We start from the raw sequence: 14,859 nt of genomic DNA, 5'->3' as shown, positions 1-14,859 counted from the left end.
GACCTACCCCAGTATCGGTATTCTTGTGATGGCGAGTTGAATGATGATAAACAACACCACCAGCGCCAGCAGGAACGCGATAAAGCGGCTCTGCTGGCTGCGCGGACGACGACGGCCCAACGCGATAAAACCTAATGCGATGTAAATGATAACGCCAAACAGCTTTTCAGTCAGCCATGCGCCGTCTTCGGTGAACGGCAGGTAGTGCGTTATCGCCATTAAACCCGCACCGCTGAGAAACAGCAGCGTATCGCTGCAGTGCGGCGCAATGCGGACCCACCGCTGGTTCAGCAGTGGGCTCTGGTGATACATCCACCAGTAACGTAAAACGAACAATCCTACCGACACCGCCACGCTGGCGATGTGCAAATAAAGGACAGCCGTGAATAAGTTCATCAGCTAACGTTCTCCATATCGGGTAAGCGTCCGAGGGTCAGACGCTCATTGTCGCCATAGTCACGACAGGTCGCGACGTCGAGATAGCCCGCTTCGCGAAACAGGGCGCGAACTGCTTCGCCCTGGGTCCAGCCATGCTCCAGCAGCATCCAACCGCCGGGCTGCAGATACTGCCGTCCCTCGCGGATGATGTGCGCCAGATCGGCCAGCCCCTGGTCGGCAGCGACCAGCGCCGTCAGCGGCTCAAAGCGCACATCGCCCTCGGCCAGATGCGGGTCGGCGGCGTCGATATAGGGTGGGTTACTGACAATCATGGCGAAATGCTGCCCGGCCAGCGCGCTAAACCAGTCGCTTTGACTTATCGTCACGTTAGCGATGCCCAGATGGGCGGCATTGCGTAACGCCAGCGCCACGGCGTCCGGCATCACGTCCACCGCGGTCACCTCACAGTCCGGACGTTCGCTGGCCAGCGCCAGGGCAATGGCGCCGGTCCCGGTGCCGAGGTCGAGAATACGGCACGGCGCGGCTGGCAGACGCGCCAGCGCCTGCTCTACCAGACATTCGGTATCCGGACGGGGGATCAGCGTCGCCGGGGAGACGAACAGCGGCAGCGACCAAAACTCGCGCTGCCCGACCAGATGAGCAATAGGCTCCCCGCGCTGGCGTCGCTCCAGGAGCGCCTCCAGCGTCGTTGCCTCGTCAGCAGAGAGCGTCGTTTCACCGAAGGCCAAAATCCAGGTACGCGCCCGGCCGGTAACATGTCCCAGCAGGATCTCGGCGTCGCGTCGCGGGCTGTCACTTTCACGCAGCCGGGCGATCGCCTGCTGCAGCCAGGCCTGAAAAGTCATCATTCCTGCTCGGACAGCGCCGCCAGCTGATCGGCCTGGTGTTCCTGCACAATCGGCTCAATCAGCATGTCGAGTTTGCCCTCCATCGCCTCATCCAGACGATAGAGCGTCAGGTTGATACGGTGGTCGGTCACGCGGCCCTGCGGGAAGTTATAGGTGCGATTGCGGTCGCTGCGGTCGCCGCTGCCCAGCAGGTTGCGGCGCGTGGAGGCTTCCGCCTGCTGACGTTTGGCCACTTCGGCGGCGCGGATACGCGCTCCCAGCACCGACAGCGCCTTGGCTTTGTTTTTATGCTGAGAACGCTCGTCCTGACACTCCACCACAATACCGGTAGGCAGGTGAGTAATACGGATAGCCGAGTCGGTGGTGTTAACGTGCTGCCCGCCCGCCCCGGAGGAACGGAAGGTATCGATGCGCAGATCCGCCGGGTTAATGTCCGGCATTTCGGCTTCCGGCAGCTCCGGCATCACCGCCACCGTACAGGCGGAGGTGTGGATCCGCCCCTGCGACTCGGTGGCCGGCACGCGCTGCACACGATGACCGCCGGATTCAAATTTGAGCCGACCATAGACGCCGTCACCGCTGATCTTGGCGATCACCTCTTTAAAACCGCCGTGCTCACCTTCGTTAGCGCTGAGGATCTCCACCTGCCAGCGGCGCGATTCTGCGTAACGGGTGTACATGCGGAACAGATCGCCGGCAAACAGCGCTGCTTCATCGCCGCCGGTTCCGGCGCGCACTTCCACGAAGGCGTTACGCTCGTCATCAGGATCTTTCGGCAGAAGGAGAACCTGCAGCTGTTGCTCCAGCTGGTCGCCTTTTTCTTTGGCGTCACGCAGCTCTTCCTGCGCCATTTCGCGCATTTCCGGATCGTCGAGCATCATCTGCGCGGTTTCAATATCCTCCTGCACCTGACGCCAGTCGGTATAGCAGCGCGCCACATCGCTCAGCTGAGCATATTCCCGCGACAGCGCGCGGAATTTATCCTGATCGGCAATCGTCGCGGCATCGCCGAGCAGCGCTTGTACTTCTTCATGGCGCTCGTACAACGCTTCCAGTTTGGCAACAATAGAAGACTTCATAGGCGTGAATTCACCCTGTCCTGAAAATAAGAGAAAGGTGCGCTATTCCAGCCCGAGGCTGTTGCGCAGAATATGCAGGCGTTCGTCGTCCCCGTCACGGGCGGCCTGCTGAAGAGATTTGGTTGGCGCATGGATCAGGCGGTTAGTGAGCTTGCGCGCCAGATCCTGCATAATTTCCTGGGCATCACCGCCCTGCTCCAGCGCGGCCAGCGCTTTCGCCGTCAGCTCCTCACGGACCTGCTCAGACTGAGAACGGTATTCGCGAATCGTCTCGCTGGCGCTCTGCGCGCGCAGCCAGGCCATAAATTCGCTGGTCTCCTGCTCGACGATCGATTCCGCCTGCACCGCAGCAGCCTTACGCTGCGCCAGGTTATGCTGAATGATGTTTTGCAGATCGTCGACGCTGTAGAGGTAGGCGTTAGCCAGTTTGCCAACCTCTGGTTCAACGTCGCGCGGGACGGCGATATCCACCAGCAGCATCGGCTGGTTACGCCGCGCCTTAAGCGCACGCTCCACCATACCTTTGCCGATGATCGGCAGCGGGCTGGCGGTGGAGCTGATAATGATGTCGGCCTCTTTCAGCCGTTCGTCGATATCGCTGAGGGCAATCACCTCGGCGCCAACTTCCTCCGCCAGCGCCTGGGCGCGTTCACGGGTACGGTTGGCAATGACCATTTTGCGCACATGATGTTCGCGAAGATGGCGCGCTACCAGTTCGATGGTTTCACCAGCGCCGACCAGTAACACGGTGACGCTGGAGAGCGATTCAAAGATTTGCCGCGCCAGGGTACAGGCGGCGAAAGCCACAGAGACCGCGCTGGCCCCGATATCAGTTTCGGTACGCACGCGCTTAGCCACCGAGAACGATTTCTGGAACATCCGCTCCAGCTCGCTAACGTTAAGATGACCGCGGCTGGAGTCGGCGAAGGCTTTTTTCACCTGGCCGAGGATCTGCGGTTCGCCCAGCACCAGCGAATCGAGGCCGCTGGCGACGCGCATCAGATGGCTGACAGCGTCGTTATCCTGATGCCAGTAGAGACTCTTACGCAGGTCTTCTTCATTGAGACCGTGGTAGTTGCACAGCCAGCGGATCAGCGCTTCCTGCAGGTTATCCTGCTCTTCGACGCTGAGATAGAGTTCCGTGCGATTGCAGGTCGACAGCACCACTCCACCCTGCACCATCGGCTGAGCCAGCAAGCTCTCCAGCGCCTTATCGAGCGTTTCCGGCGAAAACGTGACGCGTTCTCGCAGGGCGACCGGAGCTGTTTTGTGATTGATGCCAAGAGCTAAAAGGGTCATTGTGAGGGAGTAGTACCAGCGTTGCTAAGGTTAGTCTGAGTGCATCATACAGGATGCGCGTAATCAATAAAAGAGAGGCTCCCCTTTTGGAGTAATAGCCAAAGCAAGACCGCCATTAAGGTTAATTTTTTGATTTCAGACAACTTGAACGTAGACGCTATCGCCCGGCGACGCTAGCATTAAGGGTTATAAATGTAACCTGCTACACAAATCGGCCCGCTGTTCCCCTGCCGCCGTTTTTCCCTGTAGACATCAAGGATTTGTCATCATTATGAATCGACTGTTCCGCCTGCTGCCGCTGGCCAGCCTCGTCCTCACCGCCTGTTCTCTTCATACGCCACAAGGGCCCGGCAAAAGTCCGGATTCGCCGCAGTGGCGTCAGCACCAGCAGGCTGTTCGCAGCCTCAATCAGTTCCAGACTCGCGGGGCGTTTGCCTATCTTTCCGATGAACAAAAAGTCTATGCCCGCTTCTTCTGGCAGCAGACCGGGCAGGACCGCTATCGCCTGTTGCTAACCAACCCGCTGGGCAGTACCGAGCTGTCGCTGACCGCCCAGCCGGGCAGTGTCCAGCTGATCGATAACAAAGGCCAGACCTACACCGCTACTGATGCCGAGGAGATGATTGGCCGCCTGACCGGGATGCCGATCCCGTTGAACAGCCTGCGCCAGTGGATCATCGGCCTGCCGGGCGATGCCACCGACTATTCGCTGGACGATCAGTACCGCCTGCGCGAACTCAACTACACGCAAAATGGCAAGACCTGGCACGTGACCTACGGCGGTTACACCAGCGATACCCAACCAGCGCTGCCGTCTAATGTCGAACTGAACAATGGCGCACAGCGCATTAAGCTGAAGATGGATAACTGGATCGTGAAATGATGACCCGCTGGCCCTCTCCTGCAAAACTGAATCTGTTTTTATATATCACCGGCCAGCGGGCCGATGGTTATCATACTTTGCAGACGCTGTTTCAGTTTCTCGACTATGGCGACACATTGACCATCGAACCGCGTACTGACGGCCAACTGCACCTGCTGACGCCGGTGGCCGGCGTGCCGGACGAAGAGAATCTGATCATTCGCGCCGCGCGTCTGCTGATGCGTGCCGCCAGCGAAAGCAACCGCCTGCCGGCGGGCAGCGGCGCCGATATCAGTATCGATAAGCGCCTGCCGATGGGCGGCGGTCTGGGAGGCGGCTCCTCCAATGCCGCCACCGTGCTGGTGGCGCTCAACCATCTCTGGGGCTGCGGTCTCTCGGAGGATGAGCTGGCGACTCTTGGCCTTCAGCTGGGGGCCGATGTGCCGGTTTTCGTGCGCGGCCATGCCGCCTTCGCCGAGGGGGTGGGTGAAATTCTGACACCGGTAGAGCCCGAGGAAAAATGGTATCTGGTGGCCCATCCGGGGGTTAGTATTCCCACGCCGATCATTTTTCGCGATCCGGAGCTACCACGAAATACCCCGCGCCGGTCAATTAATACGTTATTAAATTGTGAATTCAGCAACGATTGCGAGCTTATCGCAAGAAAACGTTTTCGCGAGGTTGATGCCGCGCTTTCCTGGCTGTTAGAATATGCGCCGTCACGCCTGACCGGCACAGGAGCCTGTGTGTTTGCTGAATTTAACACCGAATCCGCTGCCCGTCAGGTGCTGGACACTGCCCCGGCATGGCTTAATGGCTTTGTGGCGCGCGGAGTAAATCTCTCGCCGCTCAAGCAGGCCCTGCTCTGAATCCTGCGCTTTGACGGCGCGTCGTTCATGAGTCAGCCGGGGAAATTGAGTTACGGTGACAACGTCACCCTGTTCCAGACGTTGCATCGTGCTCTTTAAATACACCGACTGGATCGAATGGCGCCATCCCGCACATTATTGGCCCATTCATCCACCACTGGACGCATGCCTGAGGTTCTTCTCGTGCCTGATATGAAGCTTTTTGCTGGTAACGCCACCCCGGAACTAGCACAACGTATTGCCAACCGCCTGTACACTTCTCTTGGCGACGCCGCTGTAGGTCGTTTTAGCGACGGCGAAGTCAGCGTACAAATCAATGAAAACGTACGCGGTGGTGATATTTTCATCATCCAGTCCACTTGTGCTCCCACCAACGACAACCTGATGGAACTGGTTGTTATGGTTGATGCTCTGCGTCGTGCTTCGGCAGGTCGTATCACCGCCGTTATCCCTTACTTCGGTTATGCTCGTCAGGACCGTCGTGTTCGTTCTGCCCGTGTGCCAATCACCGCGAAAGTGGTGGCGGATTTCCTGTCCAGCGTCGGCGTTGACCGCGTGCTGACCGTTGACCTGCACGCAGAACAGATTCAGGGCTTCTTCGATGTGCCAGTTGATAACGTGTTCGGCAGCCCAATCCTGCTGGAAGATATGCTGCAGCTGAACCTGGACAACCCGATCGTGGTTTCTCCGGACATCGGCGGCGTCGTTCGTGCTCGCGCTATCGCTAAACTGCTGAACGATACCGATATGGCTATCATAGACAAACGCCGTCCGCGCGCCAACGTATCCCAGGTGATGCACATCATCGGCGACGTTGCCGGTCGTGACTGCGTGATGGTCGACGATATGATCGACACCGGCGGCACCCTGTGTAAAGCGGCAGAAGCGCTGAAAGAGCGTGGCGCGAAACGCGTATTCGCTTACGCGACGCACCCGATCTTCTCCGGCAACGCCATCCAGAACATCAAAAACTCTGTGATCGATGAATTTGTCGTCTGCGATACCATTCCGCTGGCACCAGAAATTAAAGCGCTGGATAAAGTGCGTACTCTGACGCTCTCCGGTATGCTGGCTGAAGCTATTCGCCGTATCAGCAATGAAGAATCTATCTCTGCTATGTTCGAACATTAATCGAGCCCAGCACAAAAACCCGCTGCGGCGGGTTTTTTTGTCTCCGCACCTTATTTGTATGATCAATGCCTCCTTCACCTGCCATTTAGTTGACAGATGATGCGCTCATGGATGAAACATTATTGTGAACAGATTATTTTCCTCACATGTGATGCCTTTCCGCGCCCTCATCGACGCTTGTTGGAAAGAAAAGTACACCACCGCCCGCTTTACCCGGGATCTGATCGCCGGGATCACCGTCGGGATTATTGCGATTCCGCTGGCGATGGCGCTGGCGATTGGCAGCGGTGTGCCGCCGCAGTACGGCCTCTATACCTCCGCGGTGGCAGGGATTGTGATCGCCTTAACCGGCGGGTCACGCTTTAGCGTTTCCGGGCCGACCGCCGCCTTTGTGGTGATCCTCTATCCGGTCTCACAACAGTTTGGCCTGGCGGGGCTGCTGGTGGCGACGCTGATGTCGGGGATCTTTTTAATCCTCTTTGGTCTGGCGCGCTTTGGCCGCCTGATCGAATATATCCCGCTGTCGGTCACCCTCGGCTTCACCTCCGGGATCGGTATCACCATCGGCACCATGCAGATTAAAGACTTCCTCGGCCTGCAGATGCCCCATGTGCCGGAGCATTACCTGCAGAAAGTGGCGGCGCTGGCGATGGCTCTGCCAACTATTAACGTTGGAGATGCTGCCATCGGCATCGTTACTCTTGGCACTCTGATCCTCTGGCCGCGGCTGGGTATCCGCCTGCCGGGCCATCTTCCGGCATTACTGGCTGGCTGCGCGGTGATGATGGTCGTCAATTTGCTCGGTGGCGATGTCGCCACAATTGGCTCGCAGTTCCATTATCAGCTGGCGGACGGCTCTCAGGGCAACGGCATTCCGCAGCTGCTGCCGCAGCTGGTATTGCCCTGGGATATGCCGGGCTCAAACTTTACCCTGAGCTGGGCCTCGCTGCAGGCTCTGCTGCCTGCCGCGTTCTCAATGGCGATGCTCGGCGCCATTGAATCTCTGCTGTGCGCGGTGGTGCTTGATGGCATGACCGGCACTAAGCACAAAGCCAACAGCGAGCTGATTGGCCAGGGGCTGGGCAACATTGTCGCGCCGTTCTTCGGCGGGATCACTGCTACCGCGGCGATTGCTCGCTCGGCGGCGAACGTCCGCGCCGGCGCCACATCGCCGGTTGCCGCCGTGATCCACGCCCTGCTGGTGATCCTGGCGCTGCTGATCCTCGCCCCACTGCTCTCCTGGCTGCCGCTGTCGGCGATGGCCGCGCTGCTGCTGATGGTGGCATGGAATATGAGCGAGGCGCATAAAGTCATCAATCTGCTGCGCCACGCGCCGAAGGACGACATCGTGGTGATGCTGATGTGCATGTCGCTGACGGTGCTGTTTGATATGGTGATCGCTATCAGCGTCGGGATCGTGCTGGCTTCGCTGTTGTTTATGCGCCGTATCGCACGCATGACTCATCTGGCGCCGGTCAACGTCGAGGTGCCAGACGATGTGCTGGTGCTGCGGGTGATTGGGCCGCTGTTCTTTGCCGCCGCCGAAGGCTTGTTCAACGATCTGGAGACCCGGATCGCCGGCAAGCGTATCGTGGTGCTGAAATGGGACGCGGTGCCGGTTCTCGACGCCGGTGGTCTGGATGCCTTCCAGCGCTTTGTGAACAAGCTGCCGGAAGGCTGTGAATTGCGCGTATCTAACCTCGAGTTTCAGCCGCTACGCACGCTAGCGCGCGCCGGCGTCAAGCCGCTGCCCGGACGTCTGAGCTTCTACCCGGATCGTCAGGCCGCGCTGGCTAACCTGTGATCACCCGGCGGCAGGTCCCTGCGCCTGCCGCATCAAGGATCCGGTCGCCTGCTGCAGCCAGCTCAGCACCGCCGGCGTCATCCAGGTGCCCTTCATCAAATGCGGCTCCTGCTCCATTGCCCGACGAAACTTCTGCAACGTCTGCGGCCGGGTACCGGCGTAGGACTGGAACAGTTCAAGCCACGCCCGGGCCAGCGCCTGACCCGACGCCGAGTCCGGCGCTACGCCCTCCCGGCACGCCTGATGCAGCTTTGCCACCAGCGCAGGCCACTCTTGTAGCCGGTCAAAATAGTGCTGGCGGGTGAACGCCATCTCTTCTTCGTCGAGGTACCGCGCCCAGATGGCCAGCTTACTTTCGGCAAAGGCCTCGGTGATAAAGACGATGATGGCCGACGTGACGCCGGTCTGTTCAACCATTTGCGGCTCGGCGGCATGCATCTCGTTCAGGCGGGTCAGAAACTCCGGACGCCCGGCCGTATCCTGCTCCAGGCGCTCCATCCAGCGCGTCGCCAGACGCATCGCCTGCGGACTGTCCGTCGGGCAGCCGCTCGCCATCAGCGTCTGCACCTCCTCCGTTAGCTCGCGCCACGCCTGCGTCCGCTGTTCATCCTGTGCCGCAAACGGCAGCGCGGCTAACTCCTGTTGACTAAACCAACGATCGTACATTTTCATTAACTCCAGCGTCTGTAGCCAGGACTCCAGATCGGGTTCATTGCCGCTCGCCAGCGCCTCGCGCAGCACCAATAGTCGGTCGCGCAGCCTGCCGACATCGCGCAGTTGGGCGTTGAGCGTCTCTATCTGCTGCGTCAGCAGCTCGGGCAGCGACAGCGTTTGCCGATCGAGATAGTCCTTGATTGTGGCGAGCGTTAGACCCGCCTGCGCCAGCGCCTTTATCATATGCAGGCGCTGAACCGCGGACAGGTTATAGAGCCGATAGCCCGCCTCGCTTCTGGCCGAAGGCGTTAACAGCCCCGTCTGTTCATAATGATGCAGCGTACGCACCGTCAGTCCGGCACGCTTCGCCAGCTCTCCCACCTGAATTAACATGACTGCTCCTCTCTGTGGCCAGGTCCGCTACTCTGCAGCCTGACGTAACGTCAGGGTCAAGCAAAAACCGCGCTTGTTTTTCACTGTTGGCGGCAACCATAGCAGCACGAAGGTCAGGACGGAATGGGAGCGTAATATGGCGGGAAAAAGAGGAAGAGATAAAGTGAGACACAGAAAAGCGCATCGGCCTTCAGCGGCCGATGCGGGAAATCATGCTACGGTTAGCTGTGACGATGCTGGTTACGACGGCAGCGTTTATCGTAGTGGCGCACCCACCAGTAGCGGTCGCTGACCTGTTCGTGGCCGCCAATACGTGCTCCGGCCAGCCAGAGAACAGCGCCAACGAAGATGCTTAAGATTGCGCCATGCGCAAAGAATTGTGGCAGGTTAAGCTGCGGAAGCTGGTTCAGAATGGAGTAACCTACCCCCACAACCATCACCACCAACCCTAACCCCATGAGTACGTTACCGAGTAACGAAGCGTTTTTGCGTTTCATGTGTCACCTCCGGACTTTGGGTTGCCAGGGAATGTCCCCAAATCTTATAGGTGTAGTATAGACAAGGTCCTTTCTCAGGAGTGCGCACACGATCACATTAGTGAACAGCGAATAGACAAAAATTTACAAATAAGTCTATGAACCATATCAAATTCTAATGATTTAGTGAGTAAATCATCAATGCTGGTATTGTCTTCTGGCCAGAATTTTGTCAAGCGCGCCTGCAGACAGTACACTACGCGGCAGAGAATGCCCATGCAGGAAAGAAAACGTGACCATTAAACTGATTGTCGGCCTGGCCAACCCCGGTGCGGAATATGCCGCCACCCGGCACAACGCTGGTGCCTGGTATGTGGATTTACTGGCGGATCGCCATCGTGCTCCGCTGCGCGAAGAGAGCAAATTCTTCGGCTACACCTCGCGCATCAACCTGGCGGGCGAGGACGTCCGCCTGCTGGTCCCTACCACCTTTATGAACCTCAGCGGCAAAGCCGTGGCCGCGATGGCGACCTTTTATCGCATCAATCCGGATGAAATTCTGGTCGCCCATGACGAGCTGGATTTACCGCCGGGCGTGGCGAAATTTAAGCTTGGCGGTGGCCATGGCGGCCACAATGGCCTGAAGGATATCATCAGTAAGCTCGGCAATAACCCGAACTTTCACCGTTTACGCGTCGGAATCGGCCATCCGGGCGACAAAAACAAGGTTGTCGGCTTTGTGCTTGGCAAACCACCGGCCAGCGAGCAGAAACTGATCGATGACGCTGTCGACGAAGCGGCGCGCTGTACCGAAATCTGGTTAAAGGACGGGCTGACCAAAGCGACCAACCGTTTGCACGCCTTTAAGGCACAATAAGCCGTTGTCGTGCGGCATTTTTACCGCGCACCGTGTATAATAGGCAAAGCTATTCAATTTTCTGCAATCTGTTCCTTGTAACAGATTGATTATCCAAAGATTAAGGTGATTTAAATCATGGGATTCAAATGCGGTATCGTCGGTTTGCCCAACGTCGGCAAATCCACCCTGTTCAATGCGCTCACCAAAGCGGGTATTGAAGCGGCCAACTTCCCCTTCTGTACCATTGAGCCGAACACCGGTGTCGTACCGATGCCCGATCCGCGTCTGGACAAGCTGGCTGAAATTGTCAAACCGCAGCGCATCCTGCCGACGACGATGGAATTCGTTGATATCGCGGGCCTGGTGAAAGGCGCGTCCAAAGGTGAAGGTCTTGGCAACCAGTTTCTGACCAACATCCGTGAGACCGAAGCCATCGGCCACGTGGTTCGCTGCTTCGAAAACGATAATATTATTCACGTCGCGGGGAAAGTGAACCCGGCGGAAGATATCGACGTTATCAACACCGAACTGGCGCTGTCTGACCTTGATACCTGCGAACGCGCGATTCACCGCGTCTCCAAAAAAGCCAAAGGCGGCGATAAAGACGCGAAGGTTGAGCTGGCCGCGCTGGAAAAATGCCTGCCGCAGCTGGAAAACGCCGGTATGCTGCGCGCGCTGGATCTGACCAAAGAAGAGAAAGACGCCATCCGCTATCTGAGCTTCCTGACCCTGAAGCCGACCATGTACATCGCGAACGTCAATGAAGACGGTTTCGAGAACAACCCGTACCTCGATCAGGTTCGCGCCATCGCCGAGCAGGAAGGGTCTGTGGTGGTGCCGGTGTGCGCCGCCGTTGAAGCGGACATCGCCGAGCTGGACGATGAAGAGCGTGACGAGTTCATGGCTGAGCTGGGCCTCGAAGAGCCGGGCCTGAACCGCGTGATCCGCGCTGGTTACGCTCTGCTGAACCTGCAGACCTACTTCACCGCGGGCGTGAAAGAAGTTCGCGCATGGACCATCCCGGTCGGGGCGACCGCGCCGCAGGCAGCCGGTAAGATCCATACCGACTTCGAAAAAGGCTTTATCCGCGCGCAGACCATCGCTTATGAAGACTTCATTGCCTACAAAGGCGAACAGGGTGCGAAAGAAGCCGGTAAAATGCGTGCTGAAGGTAAAGACTACATCGTGAAAGATGGCGATGTGATGAACTTCCTGTTCAACGTCTAATCCCGCTGGCTGGCGTTTTCGCCACCGCTGCGCAATAAAAAATCCACGCTCAGCGTGGATTTTTTTTACCCAGGCGACACGCTACTCCACAATATGGGTCTCTTCTGCCGCCTCGTAGCCATCAACGATCTGCACAATCTTCTTTAACTCAGCCTCAATAAAAGCCGGGGTGGCGCTTTCCCCTGAGGCCGGGTGATGAAGCTCCACCGAGATGCCGCTGGCGGCATTGGTCAGCGACAGGCTGATCTCCTGCTGGCCCATCGAGGACGAAGAACGCCCAATATGCTGCATGATGGCTGCTGCCGCCGCGCGCGTATCAACGTCTGCGAGACGCCCCCACCTCATTTCAACATGCCCCTGCTGCCCTGCCTTTATCACCTGCAGCGTATAGCCGCTTCTTGCCGTTGCCATGTCTTTTCCTCCGATTTAGTTGCCCGGGCGTCACATTATCAGCCCGGTTTTATCAGCCAGGTTCGCGCACCTGCGCCTTACCGTTAATGACTCTTTTCCACATAGGTCTGCATGTTTTCTTTAGTCACTAACTCAAACGGGATCCAGACATGAGACTCGACCTTTTCTCCTTTAATCAGCTTCAACGCTACCGCTAAGGCCGTTTTGCCCTGACCGACGGCGTCCTGGAAGACCGTCACCTGAATCTTATCGCTGGCCAGGGCTTTCAGCCCGTCCGGGGTGGCGTCGATCCCACCGATCAGCAGCTTCTTCTGGCTTTTCTCCAGCGCCATCGCCGCGCCAATCGCCATCTCATCGTTGTTCGCCGCCACAATATCAATCGCTTCTCCGTTGCCTGTCCAGTTCTGCATCAGATCCATTCCCTCGCTGCGGGAATAGTTGGCCGGCTGTTTCTGCACCACTTTCATTGCCGGATATTTGGCCACTACCTGCTCCACGTCTTTGGTGCGCTGCAGCGCGCCGGCATCAGTGAGATTGCCGATCATGATGGCGACGTTGCCTTTATAGTTCGCCAGCTTCGCCAGCGCCTCCATCTGCAATGTGCCAGACTCCCGCTCGTCCGAACCGACAAACACCACGCCGGGCGGTAACGTTTTATCCCCCGGCGTCCGGTTCACATACACCAGCGGCATTTTGGCCTGCTGCGCCATCTTCGTCAGCTGCGGGGTGCTGGCGGAGTCCACCGGGTCGACGATGATCGCGTCCACGCCGGAAGCGATGAAGCTCTGCACCTGATCGGCCTGGCGTCCGGTGTCGCCGCGGGCGTCTTCAAACTGCACGTCGACGTGGCGGGCGTTGGCCTCTTTCTCAATGGACTGACGGATAATGGTGAGAAAGTTTTGATCGAAGTAGGCCATTGAGACGCCGATCTTCTCCGCTAATGCCGAAGCGGAACTGGCCAGAAGGCCTACTAACAGGATGATTTTACAGTGCTTCATAGTATGCCCTCAGAAATCGAAATAAAATTTTCAATATAATTTCAAACGATATATTTAAATCATTTTCAGACTACGAAGGGCGTTCTGTTCTTGCAATAAGGATGTAAAGAAAATGTTGCCATGCGCACACTTTATTTCACCACCTCACTCACCGAGGGCTCACCGGTTACGGGGAGCGCAGCGGCCGGCGACGCCGGCTGTTTTCGCTTCAGCAGGGCATATTCCACTATCAGCTGTTGCAGATGCAGCTCCGCGAGGCTTCCGCGGGCGGCAGGCCAGGGTTGATCAGCGGGAAGCGCGGCCAACTGGCGCAGCTGCTCCTCCAGCGGAACGGCGCGGTTAAACGACTGCGTGATGGCAAATACTGCGGTTTTCAGTTCGCTCACCGTCAGGTACTTCCCCTTCTGCTCGTCGAGGGCATTGAGCTGGCCGGCGAGCCGCTGCAGCTGCTGCATGCCCTCCGACCAGCCGGTAAGGTTTTCCGCGGGCAACGCAGCAGCACTCAACTGCTGCCGCCACTGCTGCGCCAGCGGTTGTGCCTGATCCGGCCAGCGGATCAGGGCCTGGTGGACCAACTGGTCGCCGTAGCTGACCGCCCAGTCCGGCGCCAGGCGGGCAAGCTCGCCAAGCTGGCGCTGCGTCTGGGGCAGATCCACCAGAATCAGGGGAGATGTCCCCGACAGGCCCGGTATCACATTTTGGGTCACCGAAATGGGCGGCAAGTCGGACTGACGCAGCGCCAGCCATCCGCCGACGGCGATACCCGTTACCGCCAGCATGGTAACCATCCCGGCGATAAATGGCTTCCAGCGCGGAACGCCTGCCGGAGTAGACGCCGCCACCGGCGCGGGCTGCTTTGCTGGTGAAGGCGGAGCCAGCGGCTCAGACTTTGGTCTACGCTTTAGTTCTGGCACTGCTTCAACCTCCGCCACATCCTCTTCACTGACCAGAGCGCCGGGAAGTTCCGCGTCAGACACCGCCACCGGCGGCGCGGTGGGAAGCGCTGGCGCAGGGTCAAGGCTCTCGAAGCGAGTTGCCGTGCTGTGCAGCAGCGCCCGCAGGTCGCTCAGCTGGTTTTCAGGCGCGATCTCAAGGCGCTGGAGCACTGCGTCGAAGCTTTGCAGCGAACGTTCAGCCAGCTCAAGCGATTCAACATCCTCTGGGGTGAGATGCAGGGTACGGATCACCTGCCGCAGCCGCTTGCTCAGGGTGCGGAAGATCTCTGTCCGGGCCGGGAGCGCCTGCGGCCACAGGTTTTTCCCCTGGTGAACCAGCAGCGACTCCATCAGCATCAGCCCCTCATTGATCCCTGCCACCCCGCCCAGCCGGGCGCGGGCCAGCGTATACCAGGCGACAGTCTGCAGGTCCGCGCCGTGATGCTCGAGCAGCGCGCGGGCAAGCTGCTCGGCATACGGCCAGTTAATGTCCGGCCGCGCCGGGTGGCTGAGCTTGTTCATTTCCGCACGCAGGGCCATAAAATCAGCCAGCGTGCGCGGGTCGCCACCGGTTTTATAGTGACGGTCGTGGTGTGTTGTCATCATGATGTCTTT

The 14,859-nt window shown here is 58.5% G+C and carries 15 protein-coding genes; 6 read left to right on the top strand and 9 right to left on the bottom strand.

Going from position 1 to position 14,859, the window contains the following annotated elements; translation table 11 throughout:
* Positions 1–3: 3 nt before the first annotated feature.
* Genes sirB2 through hemA form a run of 4 tightly spaced genes read right to left on the bottom strand, consistent with a single transcriptional unit; the run spans position 4 to position 3,625 of the window.
* On the bottom strand, positions 4–396 hold the full coding sequence (gene sirB2 / locus LGL98_RS09760) for an invasion regulator SirB2 (protein ID WP_004203211.1): 393 nt from the start codon (positions 394–396) through the stop codon (positions 4–6).
* On the bottom strand, positions 396–1,244 hold the full coding sequence (gene prmC / locus LGL98_RS09755) for a peptide chain release factor N(5)-glutamine methyltransferase (RefSeq protein ID WP_136032849.1): 849 nt from the start codon (positions 1,242–1,244) through the stop codon (positions 396–398). The genes sirB2 and prmC overlap by 1 nt, the downstream gene beginning before the upstream one ends.
* Complete coding sequence (prfA, locus tag LGL98_RS09750) at positions 1,244–2,326, bottom strand: peptide chain release factor 1 (protein WP_002910403.1); 1,083 nt, start codon at positions 2,324–2,326, stop codon at positions 1,244–1,246. Before prfA ends, prmC begins: the two co-directional genes overlap by 1 nt.
* A 42-nt stretch (positions 2,327–2,368) precedes the next feature.
* Positions 2,369–3,625 (bottom strand): glutamyl-tRNA reductase, encoded by a 1,257-nt coding sequence (gene hemA / locus LGL98_RS09745; RefSeq protein ID WP_002910404.1) that lies wholly within the window; start codon positions 3,623–3,625, stop codon positions 2,369–2,371.
* A 271-nt stretch (positions 3,626–3,896) separates the two neighbouring features.
* On the opposite strand from hemA, the gene lolB reads away from it, so the two are divergent.
* The 4 genes from lolB to dauA all read left to right on the top strand — a co-directional run bounded on the left by lolB (position 3,897) and on the right by dauA (position 8,291).
* On the top strand, positions 3,897–4,508 hold the full coding sequence (lolB, locus tag LGL98_RS09740; protein WP_008804385.1) for a lipoprotein insertase outer membrane protein LolB: 612 nt from the start codon (positions 3,897–3,899) through the stop codon (positions 4,506–4,508).
* On the top strand, positions 4,508–5,356 hold the full coding sequence (ispE, locus tag LGL98_RS09735) for a 4-(cytidine 5'-diphospho)-2-C-methyl-D-erythritol kinase (RefSeq protein WP_168435340.1): 849 nt from the start codon (positions 4,508–4,510) through the stop codon (positions 5,354–5,356). The genes lolB and ispE overlap by 1 nt, the downstream gene beginning before the upstream one ends.
* A 183-nt stretch (positions 5,357–5,539) precedes the next feature.
* A complete protein-coding gene (prs, locus tag LGL98_RS09730) occupies positions 5,540–6,487 on the top strand; it encodes a ribose-phosphate diphosphokinase (protein WP_002910407.1) in 948 nt (315 codons plus the stop codon).
* Positions 6,488–6,611: 124 nt separating this feature from the next.
* Complete coding sequence (gene dauA / locus LGL98_RS09725) at positions 6,612–8,291, top strand: C4-dicarboxylic acid transporter DauA (protein WP_136032243.1); 1,680 nt, start codon at positions 6,612–6,614, stop codon at positions 8,289–8,291.
* On the opposite strand, the gene LGL98_RS09720 is transcribed toward dauA, so the two are convergent.
* Positions 8,292–9,338 carry a MerR family transcriptional regulator gene (locus tag LGL98_RS09720; RefSeq protein ID WP_136032241.1) on the bottom strand — a complete coding sequence of 349 codons (1,047 nt, stop codon included), beginning with the start codon at positions 9,336–9,338 and terminating at the stop codon, positions 8,292–8,294. It abuts the gene before it with no gap.
* Between the two features lie 221 nt (positions 9,339–9,559).
* Positions 9,560–9,835, bottom strand: coding sequence for a stress-induced protein YchH (ychH, locus tag LGL98_RS09715; protein WP_002910437.1), 276 nt, complete (start codon positions 9,833–9,835; stop codon positions 9,560–9,562).
* A gap of 271 nt (positions 9,836–10,106) precedes the next feature.
* On the opposite strand from ychH, the gene pth reads away from it, so the two are divergent.
* Together pth and ychF are read left to right on the top strand one after the other, a co-directional pair.
* On the top strand, positions 10,107–10,691 hold the full coding sequence (gene pth / locus LGL98_RS09710; protein WP_004180389.1) for an aminoacyl-tRNA hydrolase: 585 nt from the start codon (positions 10,107–10,109) through the stop codon (positions 10,689–10,691).
* Between the two features lie 117 nt (positions 10,692–10,808).
* Positions 10,809–11,900: a redox-regulated ATPase YchF gene (ychF, locus tag LGL98_RS09705; protein WP_004203224.1), complete on the top strand. Its 1,092-nt coding sequence runs from the start codon at positions 10,809–10,811 to the stop codon at positions 11,898–11,900.
* Positions 11,901–11,981: 81 nt separating this feature from the next.
* Here the strand turns inward: ychF and LGL98_RS09700 are convergent, their stop codons facing one another.
* The 3 genes from LGL98_RS09700 to LGL98_RS09690 form a co-directional block, all read right to left on the bottom strand.
* Complete coding sequence (locus LGL98_RS09700; protein ID WP_136032238.1) at positions 11,982–12,311, bottom strand: DUF1869 domain-containing protein; 330 nt, start codon at positions 12,309–12,311, stop codon at positions 11,982–11,984.
* Between the two features lie 83 nt (positions 12,312–12,394).
* The gene (locus LGL98_RS09695) at positions 12,395–13,309 is read right to left on the bottom strand and encodes a sugar ABC transporter substrate-binding protein (RefSeq protein ID WP_136032236.1); all 915 of its coding nucleotides are present in this window, start codon (positions 13,307–13,309) and stop codon (positions 12,395–12,397) included.
* Positions 13,310–13,440: 131 nt separating this feature from the next.
* A complete protein-coding gene (locus tag LGL98_RS09690; protein WP_136032235.1) occupies positions 13,441–14,850 on the bottom strand; it encodes a VasL domain-containing protein in 1,410 nt (469 codons plus the stop codon).
* Between the last annotated feature and the right edge of the window lie 9 nt (positions 14,851–14,859).

This window comes from Klebsiella africana, from assembly GCF_020526085.1.
GTDB lineage: Bacteria > Pseudomonadota > Gammaproteobacteria > Enterobacterales > Enterobacteriaceae > Klebsiella > Klebsiella africana.
This window is presented reverse-complemented; position numbering and strand designations above follow the sequence as displayed.